This window comes from Pseudomonas sp. 05L36, from assembly GCF_056398125.1.
Genome location: NZ_JBFTOU010000028.1, coordinates 1 through 21,512, shown reverse-complemented (window position 1 = coordinate 21,512; position 21,512 = coordinate 1). Strand labels below are relative to the sequence as shown.

Sequence of the window (21,512 nt, the reverse complement as noted above, 5' to 3'; positions counted from 1 at the left end):
TCCCCGATGAACGCCGCCCAACTGCGACGCGTCAACGTAGAAAGCTTTGCGCATTATCGTCAGGGCCTGATCGACCTGCTGCTCGATGCCGTCGGCTATGGCGCCAGTGTCGGCTTCATGGCTGAACTCGATGCCATCCAGGCGCGTGCGTATTTCGATGAGGTTCAGGAGAACCTGAACAAGGGCAATGTGTTGCTGTGGGTGGTGGTCAAGGACGAACAGGTCCAGGCCAGCGTGCAGTTGGGTTTGTGCCAGAAAGCCAACGGCCTGAACCGCGCCGAAGTGCAGAAGCTGCTGGTGCGCGAACATGCGCGGCGTCGCGGTCTGGGCCAGCAACTGATGAGTGCCCTGGAGGCGGCCGCCCTGCAGCACAAGCGCGGCATGCTTTACCTCGACACCGAGGCCGGTTCACCCGCCGAAGACTTCTACCAATCGCTGGGCTATACCCGCGCCGGTGAAATTCCCGATTACGCCTGCGACCCGAGCGGCCGCTATAAGCCGACTGCCCTCTACTACAAGATTCTCCAAGGAGCCCATTGATGATTCCCGGTGAATACCAGATCCAGCCAGGCGAGATCGAGCTCAACGTCGGTCGGCGCACGATCAGTCTGAAAGTGGCCAACAGTGGTGATCGGCCGATCCAGGTCGGCTCGCATTACCACTTTTTCGAAACCAACGACGCGCTGTCGTTCGACCGCAACGCCAGTCGTGGTATGCGCCTGAACATCCCGGCTGGCACGGCGGTGCGTTTCGAACCGGGGCAGACCCGTGAGGTGGAGTTGGTGGATTTGGCGGGGCATCGTCGGGTGTTCGGCTTTGCCGGGCGAATCATGGGTGACCTCGACTGACAAATGCGGTGCTCCCAAAAGATCGCAGCCTCGCTTCGCTCGACAGCTCCTACAGGGACCGGGCGCGCGAATGCTGTGTGAACACCCGTAGGAGCTGCCGAGCGCAGCGAAGCTGCGATAGCGAGTAATGCGAGCGGTCTCCAAATCAATTGAATCCCAAGGCAAGCGCATGAAAATCTCAAGACAAGCCTACGCCGACATGTTCGGTCCCACCGTCGGTGACAAGGTTCGCCTGGCCGATACCGAGTTGTGGATCGAAGTGGAACAGGACTTCACCACCTACGGCGAAGAAGTGAAATTCGGTGGCGGCAAAGTCATCCGCGACGGCCAGGGGCAGAGCCAGTTGCTGGCCGCCGAGGTGGTCGATACCCTGATCACCAACGCGCTGATCATCGATCACTGGGGCATCGTCAAGGCCGATGTCGGCCTCAAGGACGGGCGCATCGCGGCGATCGGCAAGGCCGGCAACCCGGACATCCAGCCCAACGTCAACATCGCCATTGGCGCCAGCACTGAAGTGATCGCCGGTGAAGGCATGATCCTCACCGCCGGCGGCATCGATACCCACATCCACTTCATCTGCCCACAGCAGATCGAAGAGGCGTTGATGAGCGGCGTTACCACCATGATCGGCGGCGGCACCGGGCCGGCCACCGGCACCAATGCGACCACGTGCACCTCCGGGCCATGGCACCTGGCGCGCATGCTTCAGGCTGCCGACGCGTTCCCGATGAACATCGGCCTGACCGGCAAGGGTAACGCCAGCCTGCCGGAGCCGTTGATCGAACAGGTCAAGGCCGGCGCCATCGGCCTCAAGCTCCACGAAGACTGGGGCACCACGCCGGCGAGCATCGACAATTGCCTGAGCGTGGCCGATCAGTACGATGTGCAGGTGGCGATCCACACCGACACCCTCAACGAGTCGGGCTTCGTCGAAACCACCCTCGCCGCCTTCAAGGGCCGCACCATTCACACCTATCACACCGAAGGTGCCGGTGGCGGTCACGCGCCGGACATCATCAAGGCCTGCGGTTTTGCCAACGTACTACCGAGCTCCACCAACCCGACCCGGCCGTTCACCCGCAACACCATCGACGAACACCTCGACATGCTGATGGTCTGCCACCACCTCGACCCGAGCATTGCCGAAGACGTGGCCTTCGCCGAAAGCCGCATTCGTCGCGAGACGATTGCCGCCGAAGACATCCTCCACGACCTCGGCGCGTTCTCGATGATCAGCTCCGACAGCCAGGCCATGGGCCGCGTCGGCGAGGTCATCACGCGCACCTGGCAGACCGCCGACAAAATGAAAAAGCAGCGTGGCCCATTGCCCGCTGACGGCGAAGGCAACGACAACTTCCGCGCCAGGCGCTACATCGCCAAATACACCATCAACCCGGCGATCACCCACGGCATCAGCCATGAAGTGGGCTCGGTGGAAGTGGGTAAATGGGCCGATCTGGTGCTCTGGCGCCCGGCGTTTTTCGGTGTAAAACCGACGTTGATTCTCAAGGGCGGTGCCATTGCGGCCAGCCTGATGGGCGATGCCAACGCTTCGATCCCGACGCCGCAACCGGTGCACTACCGCCCGATGTTCGCCAGCTACGGCGGCTCGCTGCACGCCACCAGCCTGACCTTCATCAGCCAGGCTGCACAGGAGGCCGGACTGCCTGAAGCCTTGGGTTTGAAGAAAAAAATCGCCGTGGTCAAAGGTTGCCGCGACGTGCAGAAAACCGACCTGATCCACAACGACTACCTGCCGAATATTGACGTCGATCCGCAGACCTATCAGGTCAAGGCCGACGGCGTATTGCTGTGGTGTGAGCCGGCGGAAACCCTGCCAATGGCCCAGCGCTATTTCCTGTTCTGAGCAATGCAAGAAGCCCCGGACGCCAGGCGTTCGGGGCTTGCGGGTCAGCTACCGATTTTGGTGTTCATCTTGTCCAGTTTGGCTCGGCCCAGAGCCTGCTGGGTCAACGTTTTTTCGAGCGCCTTGATGGCCTGAAATATGTCTTCATCCTCAGCGTTTTCCAGCCTCAGCTTGAGGGCATCGAATTCCTGCCGATAGGTCGTTTCCATGAAGGTTTGCCAGATCGGTTGCTCAAGAATCAGCTGAGTCAGCAAGCCCCCTTCTTCCAGAGCCAGCACACGCTGACAGGCCGCCTCGATCATCTCCTTGCTCACCTTGGAAATAGCCCGAAACTGCATGCCTCGCGCTTGCCATGGCAGATCCAGGCGCTCCGCCAGATCCGTCATGTAAGCCAAATGCACCTCGACTTCATCGATGGTTCCACCTTCAGCTCCAGGGCGATAAAAAGTTTCTCCGGCCCGCAAGCGCTCAGCGACACGCTCGCGGGCAATCCTGCCCAGTTCGTCCAGACGCGCCTTGCCCCTCGCCAGCTGCAGCAGCTCGGCTTCCACCAGCCCCGGATTGGCCAATGAACGAGCCTCGTGCACTAATACCTCGACGCCCATGGCATTGAACAACTGAGTGCCGCCATCGACACAGTTTGTGGTGCTGGTCGCCTCGGCAAACAGCTTTTCCCGTAACTCGGTTCTTTCGGCCATGGCTTCTAGCATGCGCCACACTTTGGCGGTGAGTCCGATACGATAGCTTTTGTCGTCGGCCTTGAAATCATAGGACTCGGTCAGCCGCCGGATTTCATTGAAAAACGGCAGCGAGCCATACTCGTCTTCGACGCTGTCCCAGATCTCCTGTTTCGCATTCCATTCTGCGTTGCTCAGCCCTTCCCCCCATTCGGAACTGTCGAGAACACCGCGTGGGGGATAGGCTCGATCAGGGTCCAGACCGATAGATTCGATGTACGTGCGCACCCGTTCAAGGTTCTCGGGCGAAATCCAGCCCTCCTCACGAGTAAAGAATGTGCGCGCCAGCAACTCCGCGCGGAAGGAACCGGGCGCCATTTCGGGAATTTGCGTGAGCACGTTGAACTCAAGGTTCAGATAAATGCTGCGCGGGCGATTCCGGCCAAAGTAACCCGTGGGCCAGGTATTGAGCTGGCAATGTTCAAGGGTTATCGCCTGCAAGCTGGGCATACGACTGACATCAGGCGGCAAGCGCAACGGGTTGTTGTCCAGACGCAACAGGCGCAAGCGGGTCAGTCCCCTGAGGTGGGCGATTCCCTCGCTGTCCAGGGAGATGTTGTTATCGCTGAGCACCAGATGAGTCAGCCAGCGCATGTTGCCGATCTCTGGAGGAAACAAGGTCAAACGGTTTTGCGTCATGTTCAACTGGCGCAATTGCCGGAATGGCCGCAGGAATCCGACCTGTTCATTACGCAGTCGTACGTTGTTCAGACTGAGTTCGGTTACGTGATCAAAACTGGCCGCCAGTTCAGGCATCGTCGCCAAATGCCTGTCCAGAGGGAAACCATCCAGATTCAATGCTTGCGGCGCCACGATACCGGGGGCCTCAACGCCCGCCGGTCCGGTGCGTTGCCAGCAGCGGCGGAGTTTCGCGTAGAGATCGGTTCTGGATTGCCACTCCGCGGCTCCGTCGGCTGTAAGGCGCCAGGATTGGGTAGGTTGGTTGACCCAACGACGCATTGAATCATTGAAGCGGTTGAACTCGGTTTCCAACGCAGTCAGTCGCTGGTTGGCCCAATCACCAAAATCGTTCAGAAGCGCCTGTACCTGACTGTCATCCAGGCCTGGATAGAGTGATCTTGTACGAACTCGCAAAAGATCCGGATCTTGTGAGCGCACCCTGTAAATGCGCATTCCGCCACGCAAACGCATGATCTGCGGGTCGTAAGCAGGCTTGCGTATCGGATGATCCAGCAGGGTTTTCGAGAACGTGTCGTGTGACAGCGGCGATTGTTTAACAGCCTGACGCAGTTGCGCCCCCTGATTGATCTCAAACCCCAGCGTTTTGCGGTCGGCATCGGGCAAGGCATGCAGCAATGCCCCGTGCAGATCGTCCGCTCCATGCAGATGGCCACCCTCATGGTCGTAAGCTTCATAGCGCCCGTCTTCGCGCATGACCAACACCTTGCGCACCGAGGCATCGACCGGACCAACGCTGTCTTGAAGTGCACCGGTGAAGGAAAAATCGCGGACTTCGATGCGCATATCCTTTGGCCATTTCGGCCAGTTTGCCAGGGTATGCAGCGCCAGCCGGTCGGTGTCGGCATTACTCAATCCGTCTAGATAAAGCCCTTCATAGGCGCGACTCAAACGCAAGCCGAACACAGACTTGCGCGCCATTTCGCGCAAGCGCAACGGGATCCGTCTGTTTCGTGTCAATTTCAACAACTCGGCTTCAGCGGCATCGTCCAGCAGGGCTTGTGCGGCGGCGTTCGACAGCTCCGGAAAATCCCGCTTCAGCAGGTTTATCCGTGCATCGCTGGTGGTTTCCCGGGCCTCGTACAACGTATCGAACAGTGTTTTTTTGCTGTCTTGCGCTTGGCGAGCGATGCGTTTTTGCAGCTCGGCAATACGCGCCGAGCGTTCTTTCGCAACTTCACTGCCGAACCAGTCCTGCAATTGCGCCTCGCTGAGAGCGTCAACCACTCGTGTCGGCAGTCGGCCTTCGCAAACATCAGCCCGGGAAATGTTGAGGGTATTTTCAGGCGTAGCCTCAGCTGCACCGAAATTCAGTGATGGTCGGCCCGAAGCGGCATCGGCTTCCAGCACCAGGGCCCTGGATTCTGGCCAGCCATGTAACGCAGTAACAAACCCCGTCACTTTCTCCGACAGTTCCTGCGGCACCTGACCATTCAGGATTTGCGCACTGAGCTTGTCGGCGTCCGCGTAAGCCTTGAAGCGCTTCAGCGTGTCCATGAGCAAGGGCGCCGGTGGATCATTTTCGACATGCATACGACGTAGTACGCCTTCCTCGACACCGCTGACATGCCGCACCTGCTCCAGCACTTCGTCACTGATCCCATCCACTGATGGACCGAGACGCCGCAACAGCTTGCCCTTGTCCCATTCCATCGGTTGTTCGAACTCCGTGTGCCAGGCGCCAGCACCGTTGTGTTCGATGTTCGGCTGATAGGCATCCGGCCGCCTGGGATGTTGCAGTCGAGGCTGTCCGGTGAGCGGATCCTCCTTGAGCACGAATTGCTTGCCCTCGAGCGGCAGCACTTTGCGCCCGTCATGCTCGATGACGCCGAGGTCATCGGGTGTTGCGGTTTCGGGCAGCGTCAGGCGGTGCGCATAAGGTGCATGATCGGGTTTGATCAGACGCGTTTTTCCGTTGGACAGTTCCACCGGTTTAAGGCTGTCGATCAGGGGTGATGGTCTGATCGGCGTGGGGCCTTTGGGCAGCACGTACCCCATGAACATCAGGGCCAATTGCGCACCGTTGATCAAGAAACTGTTGATATGCGCCGCGCCCTCTTCGACGTCACCCTTGCTCCAGTCTTCAATGCCCTCGACCAGCTCCGTCAGCAATTGCGCAGCCATCAGGCCCAGCATGGCCGGCCCCAGCACTGGCACCAGCATTGCGCCAAAGTTGAACAGGTTCCAGGCGATGTCCAGATAGCCGCTCAGGCGTTTCCAGCGAGCATTGGCGTCTTCGTCATCGGTCGGCACCGCGATCAATCGGGCATCGGCGATGGCTTTGTCGCGGCGCTCACGAAACAGACGGTCCCACAGGTCGTCGCTGATCAGATGAGTGACAGGTTCCGCATCAGGGTTTTCGACCGGCGTTTCTCGCCACCATGGCCCCATGTCCAGCGGTTCGCGCTGTTGCCAGGTGATGGTCTTGAGCCGTTCATTGACCCGGCTGAAAAAAATCGCCTTGTCTTTCTGCGCGACAAAACGACTGAAAAAACCCTGGTAGTCACTTTCACGCAGTTGGCCAATCAGCGTTTTCATGAAGTCGGTGAGCGAGGCATATTCCTTCAGCGGATGATCCGGGTCATCCGGTACCCAGGCGATCAAATGCCCGCTCAGCCGATTCTGGCTGTAGATTTCGTCCTTGCGCAGCATCTCTTCCACCACGCCTTTCGGGCCGTTGGCGAAAAAAGCCTTGAGCAGGCGAAAGGTATCGAAGCCATTGGGTAGCGAGGAAGTTGCCCGTCGGGAGAAATCAAGCCATTGCTTGCGTGCATCGGGCGTCAGCTCATCAATGGCGCTTTTGACCGCCGTTGGTTCGGCCACCGCGCTGAACAGCACAACGCCGGTCATCTGGCAGCCCATAAGCGACAAACGATGACTTTGCAACGGACGGCCATACCACTGGATATCAGACTTGCCGTCGATCAATCCGCCGATCGTTGCGTAACCGTGCAGGCCGATATCGCCCTTGAGATACGCCGTCGTCGACGCCAGTTTGAGGGCCGCTTTGTCACTGGCGATCGAATGCTCCTTGAGCAGGCGAGCGGCATTGGCATCTGCGGGGGTGAGCAATGACTTGATGTGGGTCTGGTATTGCCCGCCAATGTCGAGGCGCCGACACAGCGTCGCAAATTTTTGCGGGGTGATGACCTTGATCTCGCGCAGGTCGCCACGAAAGTCCTTGCGTAACACCGCGGAGCCGCTGCGAAACGCATCATCACGGGTTTCATCCTCTTCGAAGTTGTGCAGCGCTGCTTCGAGCAGCGAGGAGCGACGGATGGTACTGGCCTGGGTATCGATTACACCGGCGATTTTGTTCGGCACATACAGGCGCAATTGCAGGTCATTCGGATTGCCATGCTCGTTGAAGTTCGAGAGCAACAGGGTTTTGAGCAACGGCTCGGCAAAGGCCTTGATGTCGTGCTGCAAATCGCCGAGCAATTCATCCAGCCGCCCTTGCAGGCGCCAGCGCTCGTCGATGAGTTGCTTGAGATAGTCGCGGTCCACCGGTCGGGCTTTCAGATACCAGGCAGGGAACGTCGGCGGTACATCCACCGCCGTCAGGAGCCTGGCCCGTGGTGCTTCGGTAATCGCCTTGGGGATCAACGGTTTTATCCGTTGGTGATGAACCCCGTTGTCTTCCTTTGTTGCCGGACTTGACGGCCCTGTTGGATTGCTTCCTTGCAATTCAGGCATGTCTTGAACACCTTCAAACCATTGATTGGGGCCCTATCGTTATGCGTTTGTCCCGTGAACAAAAGCGCAAATAATCGTTGGTTCAATGTACAAAAACAGCCCTGTGCATTCGAAAATCCAGGTGCCGAAAATATCTATTTACCGCACCACACAACCACGAATGTGCCTGCTTTTATCGGCGGTGGTGTTCCCCAGGACAATATGAGGCAGGGGGACCGCGTTATCGTTCATCGCGAGCAAGCTCGCTCCTGCAATGGATCGTGCTGTTCACAAATCCTGTGTTCACAGCAATCACCTGCTTGCGAAAGCAACCTGGCAGCCAACACAAAAACACCAGAATTCTTACTCGATCAGCAGCCGCCCCAACCGCTGTTTGAGCATTCGATTCTCCGCCCGCAGCTGCTGGACCTCTTCAAGCAGGTCCAGCGCCAGGGCGACGCCTTCCCATTCCAGCTCCAGATCGCACCGCAGCTTGACGGCGCGTTTGGCCAGGGTCAGCTCATAATCGTTGAATCGCCAGTCCTTGGGCAGGGCGCCCTGAGGTTCGAGGATGCCGTGTTCGACGATTTCGATCACATGGACGTCCGACAAATCGGCCGCCTCACAGAATTCTGCCAGGTTCAGTTGAACGATCAGGGGGCTGCTCATGACGGGCTACTCCATGTCTGGGTTCAGAAGTGTTCTCTCGGATCGAACGCGGCTTTTTTCGCCAGTTCCTGCCACAGGGCCTTGATGTCATCGTCGGACTTCTTGGGCATGACAGCCTTCAGTTGTACGAACAGGTAACCGCGCTCACCGGCCTTGTTCATCAGGCCATGGCCCTTGGCGCGCATGCGCTGGCCGTTCTGGCTGCCCGCCGGTACCTTGAGGTTGATCTTGCCGGTCAGGGTCGGCACGGCGACTTCGGCACCCAGTGCCAGTTCCCACGGTGCCAGCGGCAAGGTGATGATCAGGTTCTCGCCTTCGACATCGAATTTCGGGTGCGGGGCAAAACGGATCGTCAGGTACAGGTCGCCATTTGCGCCGCCACCCACGCCCGGAGCGCCCTGCCCCTTGAGGCGAATGCGCTCGCCGTCGCTCACGCCGGCGGGGATCTTCACGTTCAGGCTTTTGCTGGTGTTGCTCACATGCTGGCCGGCCGCGTTGTACTGCGGTACCTGGAAGGTGACCTTCTTCGACTCGGTCGACAGTGTTTCTTCGAGAAAAACCCCAAGCTCCATTTCCACGTCTTGCCCTCGGCGTCCGGTGCTGCGACGCGACTGTCCACCACCACCAAAGCCTGGCCCACGATTACCGAATATCGAACTGAAAAAGTCCGAAAAATCGCCCGTGTCCTGGCCGCCACCACCGAAACCGCCACGGCTCTGCCAGCCCGGTGGCCCCTGGAATGGCTGGCCGTGCTGGCCATAGCGGCGCAAATCATCGTATTCGGCGCGTTTATCGGCGCTTTTCAGCGCTTCATAGGCTTCCGAGGCGTCCTTGAACTTGGCCTCGGCGTCCTTTTCCTTGCTGACGTCGGGGTGGTATTTGCGCGCCAGCTTGCGATAGGCGGCCTTGATCGCCTTGTCGTCTGCGGTCGGCTCCACACCGAGAATCTTGTAATAGTCTTTGAAGTCCATCGAAGGAATCACCATCCGTTATCAGAATCGCGCCACAGGCCACAGCATGCGCTTGTTTGCAGCCATTGGTTTGACCGATCTCAAATTTGTGACCGGGCAGCGCAGCAGAAGTTTATCGGCAGCAGGCGGGGCTTCTTGCGAGCACTCCCGCGGCTGTCCGGTTGATGCAGGGTAGTTTGGGGGGGATGCCCCATCTTTCAAGGCATTGTCTGCGAAGAATTAGCAGATAACCGGCCTTCGAATCTGGCGCGCTCTGACATACACTGCGCGGCCGTTTTTTAACCGGAACCTGAAAGACATGAACAACGCATCTCCAGCCTGTGCCTTGGGTATCGACTTTGGCACGTCCAACTCCACTGTCGGCTGGCTGCGCCCCGGCGTGGAAACGCTGATCGCGCTGGAGGACGACAAGATCACCCTGCCGTCGGTGGTCTTCTTCAATATCGAGGAGCGTCGCCCGGTGTACGGCCGGCTGGCGCTGCACGAGTACCTGGAAGGCTACGAAGGCCGCCTGATGCGCTCGCTCAAGAGCCTGCTGGGTTCCAAGCTGATCAAGCACGACACCAGCGTCCTGGGCACGGCGATGCCGTTCAAGGACCTGCTCGGGCTGTTCATCGGCCAGCTCAAGAGCCGCGCCGAAGCCGCCGCCGGTCGGGAATTCGAAGAAGTGGTACTGGGTCGGCCGGTGTTTTTTGTCGACGATGACCCGATGGCCGACAAGGAAGCCGAAGACACCCTGGTCGACGTGGCGCGCAAGATCGGTTTCAAGGAAGTCTCGTTCCAGTACGAGCCGATTGCCGCCGCGTTCGACTACGAGTCGACCATCGAGAAAGAAGAGCTGGTACTGATCGTCGACATCGGCGGTGGTACCTCCGACTTCTCGCTGGTGCGCCTGTCGCCGGAGCGTCGGGGTGTGGATAACCGTCACGAGGACATCCTCGCCACCGGCGGTGTGCACATCGGCGGAACCGACTTCGACAAACAGCTCAGCCTGCAAGGCCTGATGCCGCTGTTCGGCTACGGCAGCCGCATGAAGAGCGGCGCCTACATGCCCACCAGCCACCACATGAACCTGGCGACCTGGCACACCATCAACTCGGTTTACTCGCAGAAGTCGCAACTGGCCCTGGGCAGCATGCGCTACGACATCGAGGACACCGGCGGCATCGATCGCCTGTTCAAGCTGATCGAACAGCGCGCCGGGCACTGGCTGGCCATGGAAGTGGAAGAAACCAAGATCCAGCTGACCCACGCCGACAACCGTCACGTGCCACTGGATCGCATTGAAGCGGGCCTGAGCGTGGACTTGAGCCGTGCACTGTTCGAGTCGGCCATCGACAGCCTGCTGGAGCGGGTGCGCAACAGCGTCACCCAACTGCTGGCAGACGCCGATGTGCGGGTCGATCAGGTCGATACGGTGTTCTTCACCGGTGGCTCGAGCGGGATTCCGGCGCTGCGCAACAGTGTTTCGGCGATGTTGCCGAATGCGCGGCATGTGGAAGGGAATATCTTTGGCAGTATCGGCAGTGGTCTGGCGATTGAAGCGGCCAAGCGTTACGGCTCGATGGACTGATCCAGATTCAGTGGTTCCCCCTTCGCTGGCAAGCCAGCTCCTACAGGATTGCGTCGCCCTTGCAGGAGCTGGCTTGCCAGCGAAAGCGTCAGACCAGAGCCTGCATCTTTCGGATCAAACCATCCCCACCTGCTTCAACTCACTCTTCAGATACGCGTAGTAAATCGGCCCCGCCACCACTCCCGGCAGGCCGAACGCGGCCTCGAACACCAGCATCGCCAGCAGCAACTCCCACGACTTGGCACTGATCTGCCCGCCGACGATGCGCGCGTTGAGGAAGTATTCGAGCTTGTGGATAAAAATCAGATAACCCAGCGCCGCCACGGCAACCCAGATCGACAGCGACAGGCCGACGATGGTGATCAGGGTGTTCGACATCAGGTTGCCGATCACCGGCAGCAGGCCGAGCAGGAACGTCAGCACGATCAGGGTTTTGGTCAGCGGCAGCTTGATGCCGAACAGCGGCAGGATCACCGCCAGGAAAATCCCGGTGAAGACGGTGTTGAGCAGGGAGATCTTGATCTGGGCGAACACGATGTTGCGAAACGCCTGGACCAACAGGTGCAGGCGATCGAACAGTGCCGCCGCCAGCGGTTTGCGTTTGGTCAGATCCGGCACGCGCTGCAAGGCGATGATCGCGCCGAGCACCATGCCGATCAGCAGCGTCACGAACATGTGCGCCGCGTCCTTGCCCACCAGTTGCAAATCACTGAGGTGCTTGCTCACCCACTCGCCAATCGCCACTCGAAACTCCGCGGCACTGGCCGGCAGGTAAGCGTCGATGAACGGTGGCAGTTGTCCGCGCGCGCGGTCGACCACGCCCATGAATTTATCGAGGGAAGCGCCGGGGTTCTCTGCTTCGTGCAGCAGGAAGCTGATGGCACCGGCGAAGATCAGCGTCAGCACACTGACGATCAACGTCCCCAATAAGGCCACCGCCAGCCAGCGCGCGCGCCGGCCTTCGATCAGCCGTTGCAGTTGCGGGGTGAGCATGTTGACCAGTTCGAACACCAGCAACCCGGCGAGCAGGCTGGGCAGCAATCGCAGCGGGATGACCAGCAGCAGCCCGCCAAAAATGATGACCCAGCTGATGACCAGCAAAACTTGACGCTGAGAAAACGTTGGCATACAGCCTCAAAAACGAACGGCATAAAAAGGATTGGCAGTCTGCCAGCGATCCGGTGCGAGCACTAGGGATTGTGTGGGGCGACCTTGGTCGGGGGTTGTCCGGTATTTTGCTGCGTCCCCTCCGGCCCCTTCGCGAGCAGGCTCGCTCCCACATTTGTCCTGTGCACTCAGTTCCACTGTGGGAGCGAGCCTGCTCGCGATGAGGTCAGCACTGCCCACACACATCCAAGGCCAATACTTACTTTTTCTTCAGGCAATCACTCATGAACGCCTTGCGTTCGTCACCCTTGAGGGCTTTGGTGGCGGCGTCGGCGTTGCAGGTCTTCATTTTCTCTTGCTGCGGGGTCAAGGCCTTGCCGGCATCGTTTGCCGCCGGAGTCGCCTTCAGGCAGGTGCTCATGAAGGCTTTGCGCTCGTCGCCCTTGAGGCTTTTGGCCGTGGCGTCGGCGTTGCAGGTAGTCATCTTTTCCTGTTGGGCTGTGGCGGCGAAGCCCTGGGAACAGAGCAGCAAACCGATCATCAACAACGGGACATGCAACATCTTCATAGAGTTTTCTCCCTGTCGCCGCGCCGAGGAGCGCGGCTTTGTTCTGTAGTGTAGACAACCCCTGTTACACCTTCCTGTTCTCCAGATGGCTGCGGCGATACTGTTCTGGCGTACACCCGGCCTGGCGCTGGAACATCGCGATAAACGCCGAGCCGGTGCTGTAGCCCATGTCGAAGGCGATTTCTTGAACACTTCGCGGGCTATCCAGCGCTTCGATCGCCGCCAGAAAACGCAGGCGCTGGCGCCACTCACCGAAACTCATGCCCAGTTCCCGCACGAACTGCCGCGCCAGGGTGCGCTCGCTGACATGGATGCGTGCAGCCCATTCCCACAGGGGGCGGTTATCTCCCGGCTCGGCCTGCAACGCTTCCAGGATCCCGAGTAACCCGGGGCTGCTGGCATAGGGCAGGTAGCACTCGTGCACCGGGGCTTGTTGCAGTTGATCCACCAATACCTGGGCCAGACGCTGGTCGGCGGCCTGCTCGGGGATTTTCACGTCACGGGCGGCGAAGTCCTTGAGGATCGCCTTGAGGATGTCGCTGATGGCCAGGGTGCAGGCTCGCGGCGGCAGATCGGCGCACACCTTGGGGGCCAGGCACACGGCGCGGTAGTTGACCGGTTGGTGACTGTAGAAACTGTGCTCGATCTGCGGCGGCACCCACACCGCGTATTGCGGCGGTGACATGAAGCGGCTGCCCTCGACGTCCATGTGCAGCACGCCGTGGGCTGCGTATTCCAGCGTCCCCCAGGGATGTCGGTGGGGCGCGGCGTATTCGTGGGCGTCGAAATCGGCGTAGCGGAAGTACACCGCCGACGGCAGTTCGCTGAAATCCAGCAGGTCGATGTGTTTACTGCTCATGCTGTCCGTCATCAGGGGCGGGTTGTCTGGATCGAAGTATAGGCTTGCATCCAGACAAGCGGATAATTGCCCTTCATTAACGTTCTGGTTTTTCCCGATGCAATACGCTTATCCCCTGCTGGCCATTCTTATCTGGGCCGGCAATACCGTGATCACCAAAATGTCGGCCGGGGCGATTTTCCCCGCCGAGATCGGTTTCTACCGCTGGCTGCTGGCCGGGTTGCTGTTCACGCCCTTCATGCTCAAACCGGTGCTCGCCCATTGGCCGCTGATCCGCCCGAAACTGGGCAAGATCTTTGTCCTCGGTATTCTCGGCATGGCGGTCTATCAAAGCCTGGCGTACTTCGCCGCGAGCCTGACCTCGGCCACCAACATGGGCATCATCCTGTCGCTGATGCCATTGATGTCGCTCGCCATGGCGATCATCAGCCTCGGCCAGCGCCTGACCATGGGTGCCTTGGCCGGTGCGGTGCTGTCGTTCGCCGGTGTCCTGGTGGTGGTGTCGTCCGGCAGCCTTGGCGCATTGCTCGAACACGGGGTCAACCTGGGTGACGCGATGATGTTGATCGCCACCCTGGCCTACGCGGTCTACAGCACCCTGTTGAAAAAATGGCAGCTGAAACTGCCGCCGCTGGTGCTCCTGTATCTGCAGGTGCTGGTAGCCGTGTTGGTGCTGTTTCCGCTGTTCCTCGCCTCACCGAAAGTCGGCCCGACCCTGCAGAACATTCCGCTGGTGCTGTACGCCTGCCTGCTGGCTTCGATGGTCGCGCCGCTGGCGTGGATGCAGGCCGTGGTACGTTTGGGGCCAAGCCGGACCACGCAGTTTTTCAATTTGCTGCCGTTGATTACCGCATTGATTGCGGCGGTGGTGCTGCATGAACAACTGGCGATGTATCACTTGGTCGGTGGGGTGCTGACCTTGGGTGGGGTGATTGTTTCCGAGCGCTGGACGACGGTGTTGGGTCGCACCTAGCTTTTTTGTGGCGGTCTAAAGCCCTACCGCGCTCAGCCGCGCCGCGTGCTCGACAAACAACCGAATCGGTTCGGCCCCCTTGCCCACCAGCCCCAGCGACTGGTTGACGATATCGAAGTGATCCAGCGGATACTCATCGCCAATCACCGTCCCCAGGTGCGAGCTGTAGCGCCCGACCATGCCGTCGCAATGCCCGGCTTCGCGGACGAAGGTTTTAGCGAACAGCCGGCAACTGCGGTTGGTGCCGTCCAGCAGATTGCGCCCGCGATCGGTAATCCCCGGTTGCAAGGTGCCGGACCAGGAGTAATAGCGCACGCCGTTGACCTCTTCGGCACCGTGACCGCCCCAGGTTTCAGGCAAGCCCTGTGGATAACACTGGTTGAACAGCGCCACGCCAGCGGTAGTGAGGGAGTGATGGGATGCAGGGATATCCACCGGCAGCTTCGGCCCGCGGTAACCGGTATCCAGCAAAGCCATCAACGCGCCAACCATCCGCAGAAAAAAGCACAGCAAACGACCACGGACGCTGTCATGGGGATAATGCCTGTGCAGATAATCGGCGAGCTCCGAGCCGTGGTTCGGCCCCGCCACCGAGGTCACCGATGCCACCAGGTCAGGACGCTTGGCGGCGGCATAACGGGCGGTCAGCGAGCCCTGGCTATGGCCGATCAGGTTGACCTTGTCGGCCCCGGTCTCCCGCAGAATTTCGTCGATACGTACCAGCAGTTGCTCGCCGCGCACTTCGTTCGAGTTCAGCGGCGAGACCTGCACCGCGAACACCACGGCACCACCACGGCGCAACGCCTCGACGATCCCGTACCAGTAGGGATAAAGCACCAGGCGGATGAACCCGAGCATTCCCGGGACCAACACCAACGGGTAGCGCGGGGCAGAACCTTGCGACATGGGCGGACATCCTGGTGGTCGGGTGGTGACGCAAGGCGGGATGCAAGACATCCGCCAAGCTACGCCCGCGAAGATGACAAGTCTATGTCATCCGCCCTACTTCAACCCCGCCACGCCCGCCACGATCAGCCCGACCGAGACCAGCTTGATCACGGTCAGGCTTTCGCCCAGCAGCGCGAAACCGAGAAACACCGTGCCCAGCGAACCGATGGCGGTCCAGATCGGGTACGCAATGCTCACCGGCAACTCGCGCATGGCCAGGGTCAGGAAGTAGATCCCGCCCACAGCGGCCACCACGGTGATCAGCGAAGGCCAGAGCCGGGTGAAGCCCTCGGCGTACTTCATGCCCATGGCGAAGGTGACTTCGAACCCGGCGGCGACCAGCAGAAACAGCCAGGCCATCTAGAACTCCCGGGCCAGGTCGAGCAATCGCTGCTCGGCCTCGGCCACTGACACCGCGAAGGTGCGTTCGGCGGATTCCTCGCCCTCGGCCGCCACCACCGTGACGTCGTTGATGCCGATGAAACCCAACGCCGTGCGCAGCCATGGATCAGCGTGGTTAAGCGCTTCAAGCTCGCCGCCCGGGCCGAAACCGAAACCGCCGCGACTGGTGACGATCAGCGCTTTCTTGCCCTGCAACAGCGGCGTGTATTGGGCGATGCCATTGTCCAGCGTGTGATCGAATGTCAGGCCCAACCGCACAATCTGATCGACCCAGGCCTTGAGGCCGCTGGGCACGTTGAAGTTGTACATCGGCGTAGAGATCAGCAGCAGGTCGTGATCGAACAACTCGTTGACCAGTTGATCGCTGAGCGCCAGATCCGCCTGCATCGACAGCGGCCGCGTTTCGGGTTCCGGGTAAAACGCCGCCGCAATGAACGCTTCGTTGACCGCCGGGATCATCGCCCGGCCGACTTCGCGACGAGTGACCTGAGCCGGCGGGTGGCGAACTTGCCAGGCGCTGAGAAAACTTTCCGCCAGGCGACGCGAATGGGAACGGTCACCCCGTGGACTGGCGTGTATTGCAAGAATTTTACTCATCTGTACTTCCTCCGGACTAGAATCAAACGGCTTGTTGCTTGCAGCTTGAAGCTCGCAGCTGTCCATCTTCAAATGAGCAAAAGTAAGTCAGGATGAGTTTATTTCATCTGTGGAGATTTCAATGTTTGCCTCGCTGCCCTTGACCGCCCTGCGCGCCTTCGAATCCGCCTCACGCCTGTTGAGCTTCAAGGCTGCCGCCGAAGAACTGTCAGTCACCCCGACGGCGGTGTCCCATCAGATCCGCTCTCTGGAGACCTGGCTCGGCGTGCCGCTGTTTGAGCGCCTGCCACGCCAGGTGCGCCTGACCGAATGCGGCGAACGGCTGTTCCAGAGCCTGCACGGGGCTTTTCTGGAAGTCGCGCAAAGTGTCGATACCCTGCGCCCGCAACGCAGCGGCGCCAGCCTGACGGTCTCCACCACCGCCGCCTTCGCCGCGCTGTGGCTGGTACCACGGTTGGGACGCTTCTACGCCCGTCACCCGAACATCAACGTGCGCCTCGATACCCACTGCGAAGTCATCGATCTGCATCAGGACGCCAGTGTCGATCTGGTGCTGCGCTACAGCCTCGACAGTTACCCCAACCTGTACGGCCAGTGCCTGTTCGATGAAACCTTCGGCGTCTACGGTTCGCCCGAACAAGTGGCCCTGGCGTCGAGTCGCGCCCCGACGCTGATCAGCGTGCGCTGGTACAACTCAAAGCTTTATGCCCACGGCTGGGAAGCCTGGTGCGCTCGCTCAGGCGAAACCTGGCTGAGCAGCCGGCCAGCGGTACGCGAATACGACGAAGAGCACTACGCCCTGCAAGCAGCGATTGCCGGGCAAGGCCTGGTATTGGCAAGCAATATTCTGGTGTCGGAAAGCGTGGCCAGTGGTCTGTTGTTGCCGTACCGGGGGGAAATCCAGGTCGATGGCGCCGGCTACAGTGCCCTGTGCGTGCCGGGACGCGAACGGCACCCACCGGTTCGGGCGTTTTTTGCATGGCTGCGTGAAGAGGCATTGGCGTCGGGACATGCTCTGACGTGAGAATTGCTGCGACTACCAGACCGCCATCGCGAGCAAGCTCGCTCCCACAATGATCTGTAAACGCAGGACCAATGTGGGAGCGAGCTTGCTCCGGGCGGCGCTCCGACGATGGCTCTGTCACGGGCGCCCGATTATCTGGGCGGCTTGACGGTGACAGGCACCTTGCCCGCCTTCATCCGCTCCAGCAACGGCGCACACTGGTTCGGCTCACCTGCGCTCGGCGCCACCAGCGCCAGCAACCCTGCCGCCGGTGCAGCGATCACGCCCAGCGCCACCATCCCGGCTCCGCGCAGCATCAACGGCACGGCCTTGACCCCGGCATCGGGCTTGATGAACTTGCCGCGCACATACAGCGGCGAACGCAATGATATCAGGCGCCAACCCTTGGATTCCGGGGTGATGGTCAGGTCCAGCTGTTCAGTCGCCATGTTCGCGGTGCCGTCGATGTAGACGATGGCGTTCTCGGTGTCGAATACAAACAAGCGGGTACTCGCCAAGCCGGACTGGATGCCGAAGTCGGCGGCTGCGCAGTTGATCTTCACTTCCTTGTCGCCAAAGATCTTGCCGACCACATAGTTGCCGACATTCAGGCCCGCCAGCTCCATCAATTCGCGACTGATGGCGCCATCGTTGATGAGCATTTTCAGGCTGCCATTGGCACTGCCCAGCAGCTTGGCCACCGAATTGCCGCGTCCGCTGATATCAGCATCGCCGTTGAGTTCGCCAAAACTGGTTTTCATCGGTTCAAAGCCGGGGAACAACTGCTTGAGTTTGAAGCCCCGCGCCGTGAGCCTGGCCTGGCCTTCCAGTGGATCGGTGTGGCCGTTCAGGCGAATCTGCGCATCCAGCTTGCCGTCGGCCACGCCGAAGCGCAGCGGCTCGAAGCTAAGCACGCCATCGGTGAGTACCAGATGGGTATAGAGGTCGTTGAACGGCAATTTTTCGCTGTGCACGATGCGCTTGCCGGTGAACTCGACATCGGCGTCCATATCGCGCCAGCGATCGGTCTTGAACTCTTCGACCGGCAGCACTTTGTCCGTCGGTTGTTTGCTGTCGCCGCCTCGCTCCTTCTGTTTGGCGTTGGAGTCGGCACCAATCAGCGGCGCCAGATCGGCGAACAGCAATTGATTGGACAACAGCGAGCCGCTGAGTTTTGGCCGTGGCTGGCTGGCCACATAAGTCAGATTGCCATGGATGTCGCTTTCGCCGATCTTGCCGTTGAATTCTTCGTAGCGGAACACCGCGCCACCCGCCTCGTGCAACTTGGCGACCAGGTGGCCGTCGGTGGCATAGGGTGGCGTGTCCGGCAGGGTCACGCCGGTCAGCGGGTAGAGGTTGCCCAGGCTGGTGCCGGCCAGTTTCAGGCGCAGGTCCAGGGCGCCGAGATTGAGTGGGTCGGTCAGGGTCCCGGCCAATTCGACGCTTGAGTCGGCGATCTTCACCTGTGCCTGAAGCGGAAACGGCCGTGCCGCGTCCTGCAGCGCCAACAGCCCGCCAATCTTGCCCTGGCCCGCGAGTTTCTGGCCGTGGTACTGGCCGTTGACCTTGAGGGCGAACGCATAATCCTGGGGTGACGAGCCTTTTTCCTGCGCGGCTTTCGCCGCTTTGTCGCCAACGATATCGCTGAACGGAACCGGTTTGCCCAATGGATCGATCAGCACGTCGAGTTGAGTCTTCAGGCTCTGGTCGTCGAGGGTAACGTGGCTCTTGTCGAAGCCGATCGCGCCGATATCCACCACCCAGCTCGAAGGCTCGGCGTTGGGGTCTTTTGGGTCGAATTTGAAGGTCCAGTTGGCGCGCCCGTCAGCCAGGCGTTGCAGCTCGGCATTCGGCTCGGTGAGATCGATGCGCGGGATCACCACCCGCTGCGCCAGCAACGCCAGGGGTGAAATACGCAGTTCTACCCGCTTGAGGGTGACCATCTGCGGTTGCTTCGACCAGTCCGGGTTGCCCAGGCTGAGGTCCTCGGCTACTACATGGGGCCACGGCACCCAGGCGCGCCAGCCGCTTTCATCGGGTTCGGGCTGCCAGACCACCGACAGATTGCCGTTGATGGCGAAAGCGCGATGCAGCTCTTCGGAAACTTTGGCGTTGAGCGGCGGTTTGATCCGGTTCCAGTCGAAGAACACGATGATCAGCACCAGTACCATCAACAAGGTAAGGAAGGTGGAAAGGGTCCAGACAATCGTCTTTTGAGTGCGCGTCATTGCACAGGGCTCCTGATACGACTGAGCGCCCCGACTGCGACGCACATGTGAAACGGTGAGCCGCAAACGACCCGCCATGAATTCTACGACTGATAAAAACCCGGCAGGTTTAATCGATAGGCCGAATTCGCCGAATTCGCCAAGTCAAATACTGACCAATCAGTCATTCAGCGTTACCACCTCCGCACTTTTGCATGTCAGAGATGGGTCGAAAATACCCACTCCGGTGCAAAACCATCCGTGGGAAGCGCCCGTTCTAGAGCCTCCGCAGCAAACAATCAATTCCGTTGATTATTACCATTGCGTTTATGAACTTTCATATCGACTTATCGAGAGTAGCATTGCTTTCGTACCCACTTATTCGCCCTCCCAAGGAGCAGAACAATCATGAAACGCCAATTACTGCTTAGCCTTACCCTCTCGATGCTGGCCAGTACTGCTTTTGCCCTGCCAGCCGCTGACCAGGCCACGCCACAAGTGAAACAAAACCACTCGGTGTTCAGCCAGACCGTCGCCGCTGATGGTTCCGACCGTACTCCACAAGGCCAGACCCTTGCCGAAGGCGGTAATGATCGCCTGAAAGAAAAAGGCCTGATCACTCAGGATGGCTCGGACCGTACCCCACAAGGTCAGACCCTCGCTGCTGACGGTTCGGACCGCACCCCACAAGGTCAGACCCTCGCTGCTGACGGTTCGGACCGCACCCCACAAGGCCAGACCCTGGCTGCCGACGGTTCCGATCGTACTCCACAAGGTCAAACCCTCGCTGAAGGCGGTGGTGACCGTGTGATCGAACGCAACAGCGATCTGAGCTAAGCCTCATGGCCGCCCTGAAAAAAAGCCCAATCCCCGGATTGGGCTTTTGACTTTTCAGCGATCCGCTTGATAAATGCGGCACTTCCCTGCTTGATCCCCCACAGTCGTTCGACGCCGGCAAAGCCGATTTGCTAGAGTGCGCGCGTCCCTGTCCAGAAAACACCCCTGCGATGCTGCCCCGCGCCGAACAGAAACAACAAACCCGTAACGCCCTGATGGACGCTGCCCGGCGCCTGATGGATGGCGGCCGAGGATTCGGCAGCCTGAGCCTGCGCGAAGTCGCGAAAACCGCTGGCATCGTACCGACCGGTTTCTACCGCCATTTTGTCGATATGGATGAACTGGGCCTGGTGCTGGTCAGCGAAGTCGGCCAGACATTCCGCGAAACCATTCGCCTGGTACGACACAACGAATTCGTGATGGGCGGCATCATCGATGCCTCGGTGCGGATCTTTCTCGACGTGGTCAGCGCCAACCGTTCGCAGTTCCTGTTTCTCGCCCGTGAGCAATACGGCGGTTCGCTGCCGGTGCGCCAGGCCATCGGCCGTTTGCGTGAAGACATCAGTTCGGACCTCGCGGCGGACTTGTCACTGATGCCGAAGCTGCAGCATCTGGACATCGCCGACCTGAGTGTCATGGCGGATCTGATCGTCAAAAGCGTGTTCGCCACCCTGCCGGACATCATCGATCCGCCAGCCGAAGCCTTGCCCGAGCACCTGACGCCCCAGGCGAAAATCACCCAGCAACTGCGGTTTATCTTTATCGGCCTCAAGCATTGGCAAGGGCTTGGCAGCACCGAGTAACTTTCTGTGCGTGAAATCCCTGTGGGAGATTCTATGGTTGAGGGGAACCCCTCAACCTGCTTTCGGTTGGTATTCGCCTTGCCCTTTCAGCAGTGCAAATACGATCCGGGCAAGTTTGCGGGCCAAGATCACCAGTGCCYGCGTGGTGCTGAACCCTTTGGCTCTT

18 protein-coding genes and 1 pseudogene are annotated in these 21,512 nt (G+C 59.9%); 8 read left to right on the top strand and 11 right to left on the bottom strand.

All coding sequences use genetic code 11. The features are described from left to right. Positions 1–6: 6 nt before the first annotated feature. The 3 genes from AC1DKH_RS24655 to ureC all read left to right on the top strand — a co-directional run bounded on the left by AC1DKH_RS24655 (position 7) and on the right by ureC (position 2,718). Positions 7–540, top strand: a complete 534-nt coding sequence (locus AC1DKH_RS24655) for a GNAT family N-acetyltransferase (RefSeq protein WP_477759993.1) — start codon at positions 7–9, stop codon at positions 538–540. Continuing rightward, positions 540–848 (top strand): urease subunit beta, encoded by a 309-nt coding sequence (locus AC1DKH_RS24650; RefSeq protein WP_477753484.1) that lies wholly within the window; start codon positions 540–542, stop codon positions 846–848. Before AC1DKH_RS24655 ends, AC1DKH_RS24650 begins: the two co-directional genes overlap by 1 nt. A gap of 169 nt (positions 849–1,017) precedes the next feature. After that, positions 1,018–2,718 (top strand): urease subunit alpha, encoded by a 1,701-nt coding sequence (gene ureC, locus AC1DKH_RS24645; protein WP_477799579.1) that lies wholly within the window; start codon positions 1,018–1,020, stop codon positions 2,716–2,718. Between the two features lie 44 nt (positions 2,719–2,762). Here ureC and AC1DKH_RS24640 read toward each other — a convergent pair whose 3' ends face one another. The 3 genes from AC1DKH_RS24640 to AC1DKH_RS24630 all read right to left on the bottom strand — a co-directional run bounded on the left by AC1DKH_RS24640 (position 2,763) and on the right by AC1DKH_RS24630 (position 9,469). Beyond that, positions 2,763–7,850 carry an NEL-type E3 ubiquitin ligase domain-containing protein gene (locus AC1DKH_RS24640; RefSeq protein WP_477799578.1) on the bottom strand — a complete coding sequence of 1,696 codons (5,088 nt, stop codon included), beginning with the start codon at positions 7,848–7,850 and terminating at the stop codon, positions 2,763–2,765. Positions 7,851–8,192: 342 nt separating this feature from the next. Then, entirely contained in the window at positions 8,193–8,498 is a 306-nt protein-coding gene (locus tag AC1DKH_RS24635) for a chaperone modulator CbpM (RefSeq protein WP_477799577.1), read from the bottom strand. Between the two features lie 23 nt (positions 8,499–8,521). Next, complete coding sequence (locus AC1DKH_RS24630) at positions 8,522–9,469, bottom strand: DnaJ C-terminal domain-containing protein (protein ID WP_111284472.1); 948 nt, start codon at positions 9,467–9,469, stop codon at positions 8,522–8,524. A gap of 298 nt (positions 9,470–9,767) precedes the next feature. On the opposite strand from AC1DKH_RS24630, the gene AC1DKH_RS24625 reads away from it, so the two are divergent. Continuing rightward, the gene (locus AC1DKH_RS24625) at positions 9,768–11,042 is read left to right on the top strand and encodes an Hsp70 family protein (RefSeq protein WP_477753460.1); all 1,275 of its coding nucleotides are present in this window, start codon (positions 9,768–9,770) and stop codon (positions 11,040–11,042) included. Positions 11,043–11,156: 114 nt separating this feature from the next. Here the strand turns inward: AC1DKH_RS24625 and AC1DKH_RS24620 are convergent, their stop codons facing one another. From AC1DKH_RS24620 to AC1DKH_RS24610, 3 genes are all read right to left on the bottom strand, one after another. Next, positions 11,157–12,170 (bottom strand): AI-2E family transporter, encoded by a 1,014-nt coding sequence (locus AC1DKH_RS24620; protein WP_477759994.1) that lies wholly within the window; start codon positions 12,168–12,170, stop codon positions 11,157–11,159. 238 nt (positions 12,171–12,408) lie between these two features. Further along, entirely contained in the window at positions 12,409–12,717 is a 309-nt protein-coding gene (locus AC1DKH_RS24615) for a PsiF family protein (protein WP_477759995.1), read from the bottom strand. A 64-nt stretch (positions 12,718–12,781) separates the two neighbouring features. Beyond that, on the bottom strand, positions 12,782–13,576 hold the full coding sequence (locus tag AC1DKH_RS24610) for an AraC family transcriptional regulator (protein WP_477799576.1): 795 nt from the start codon (positions 13,574–13,576) through the stop codon (positions 12,782–12,784). A gap of 97 nt (positions 13,577–13,673) precedes the next feature. On the opposite strand from AC1DKH_RS24610, the gene AC1DKH_RS24605 reads away from it, so the two are divergent. After that, positions 13,674–14,549 (top strand): DMT family transporter, encoded by an 876-nt coding sequence (locus AC1DKH_RS24605; RefSeq protein WP_477799575.1) that lies wholly within the window; start codon positions 13,674–13,676, stop codon positions 14,547–14,549. Positions 14,550–14,564: 15 nt separating this feature from the next. Here the strand turns inward: AC1DKH_RS24605 and AC1DKH_RS24600 are convergent, their stop codons facing one another. The 3 genes from AC1DKH_RS24600 to AC1DKH_RS24590 form a co-directional block, all read right to left on the bottom strand. Continuing rightward, positions 14,565–15,455, bottom strand: a complete 891-nt coding sequence (locus AC1DKH_RS24600; RefSeq protein WP_477759996.1) for an esterase/lipase family protein — start codon at positions 15,453–15,455, stop codon at positions 14,565–14,567. 96 nt (positions 15,456–15,551) lie between these two features. Continuing rightward, positions 15,552–15,857: a DMT family transporter gene (locus tag AC1DKH_RS24595; RefSeq protein ID WP_477799574.1), complete on the bottom strand. Its 306-nt coding sequence runs from the start codon at positions 15,855–15,857 to the stop codon at positions 15,552–15,554. After that, on the bottom strand, positions 15,858–16,496 hold the full coding sequence (locus tag AC1DKH_RS24590) for an FMN-dependent NADH-azoreductase (protein ID WP_477799573.1): 639 nt from the start codon (positions 16,494–16,496) through the stop codon (positions 15,858–15,860). It lies immediately after the preceding gene. Positions 16,497–16,605: 109 nt separating this feature from the next. Between AC1DKH_RS24590 and AC1DKH_RS24585 the strand changes: the two genes are divergently transcribed. Further along, on the top strand, positions 16,606–17,520 hold the full coding sequence (locus tag AC1DKH_RS24585) for a LysR substrate-binding domain-containing protein (protein WP_477799572.1): 915 nt from the start codon (positions 16,606–16,608) through the stop codon (positions 17,518–17,520). Between the two features lie 131 nt (positions 17,521–17,651). On the opposite strand, the gene AC1DKH_RS24580 is transcribed toward AC1DKH_RS24585, so the two are convergent. Next, positions 17,652–19,727 (bottom strand): AsmA family protein, encoded by a 2,076-nt coding sequence (locus tag AC1DKH_RS24580; RefSeq protein ID WP_477799571.1) that lies wholly within the window; start codon positions 19,725–19,727, stop codon positions 17,652–17,654. 387 nt (positions 19,728–20,114) lie between these two features. On the opposite strand from AC1DKH_RS24580, the gene AC1DKH_RS24575 reads away from it, so the two are divergent. Both AC1DKH_RS24575 and AC1DKH_RS24570 read left to right on the top strand, forming a co-directional pair. Further along, on the top strand, positions 20,115–20,543 hold the full coding sequence (locus AC1DKH_RS24575; RefSeq protein WP_477753470.1) for a hypothetical protein: 429 nt from the start codon (positions 20,115–20,117) through the stop codon (positions 20,541–20,543). Between the two features lie 170 nt (positions 20,544–20,713). After that, complete coding sequence (locus AC1DKH_RS24570) at positions 20,714–21,346, top strand: TetR family transcriptional regulator (RefSeq protein ID WP_477799570.1); 633 nt, start codon at positions 20,714–20,716, stop codon at positions 21,344–21,346. A 51-nt stretch (positions 21,347–21,397) separates the two neighbouring features. Here the strand turns inward: AC1DKH_RS24570 and AC1DKH_RS24565 are convergent. Beyond that, positions 21,398–21,512: pseudogene (locus AC1DKH_RS24565) on the bottom strand (IS110 family transposase); the annotation flags it as partial.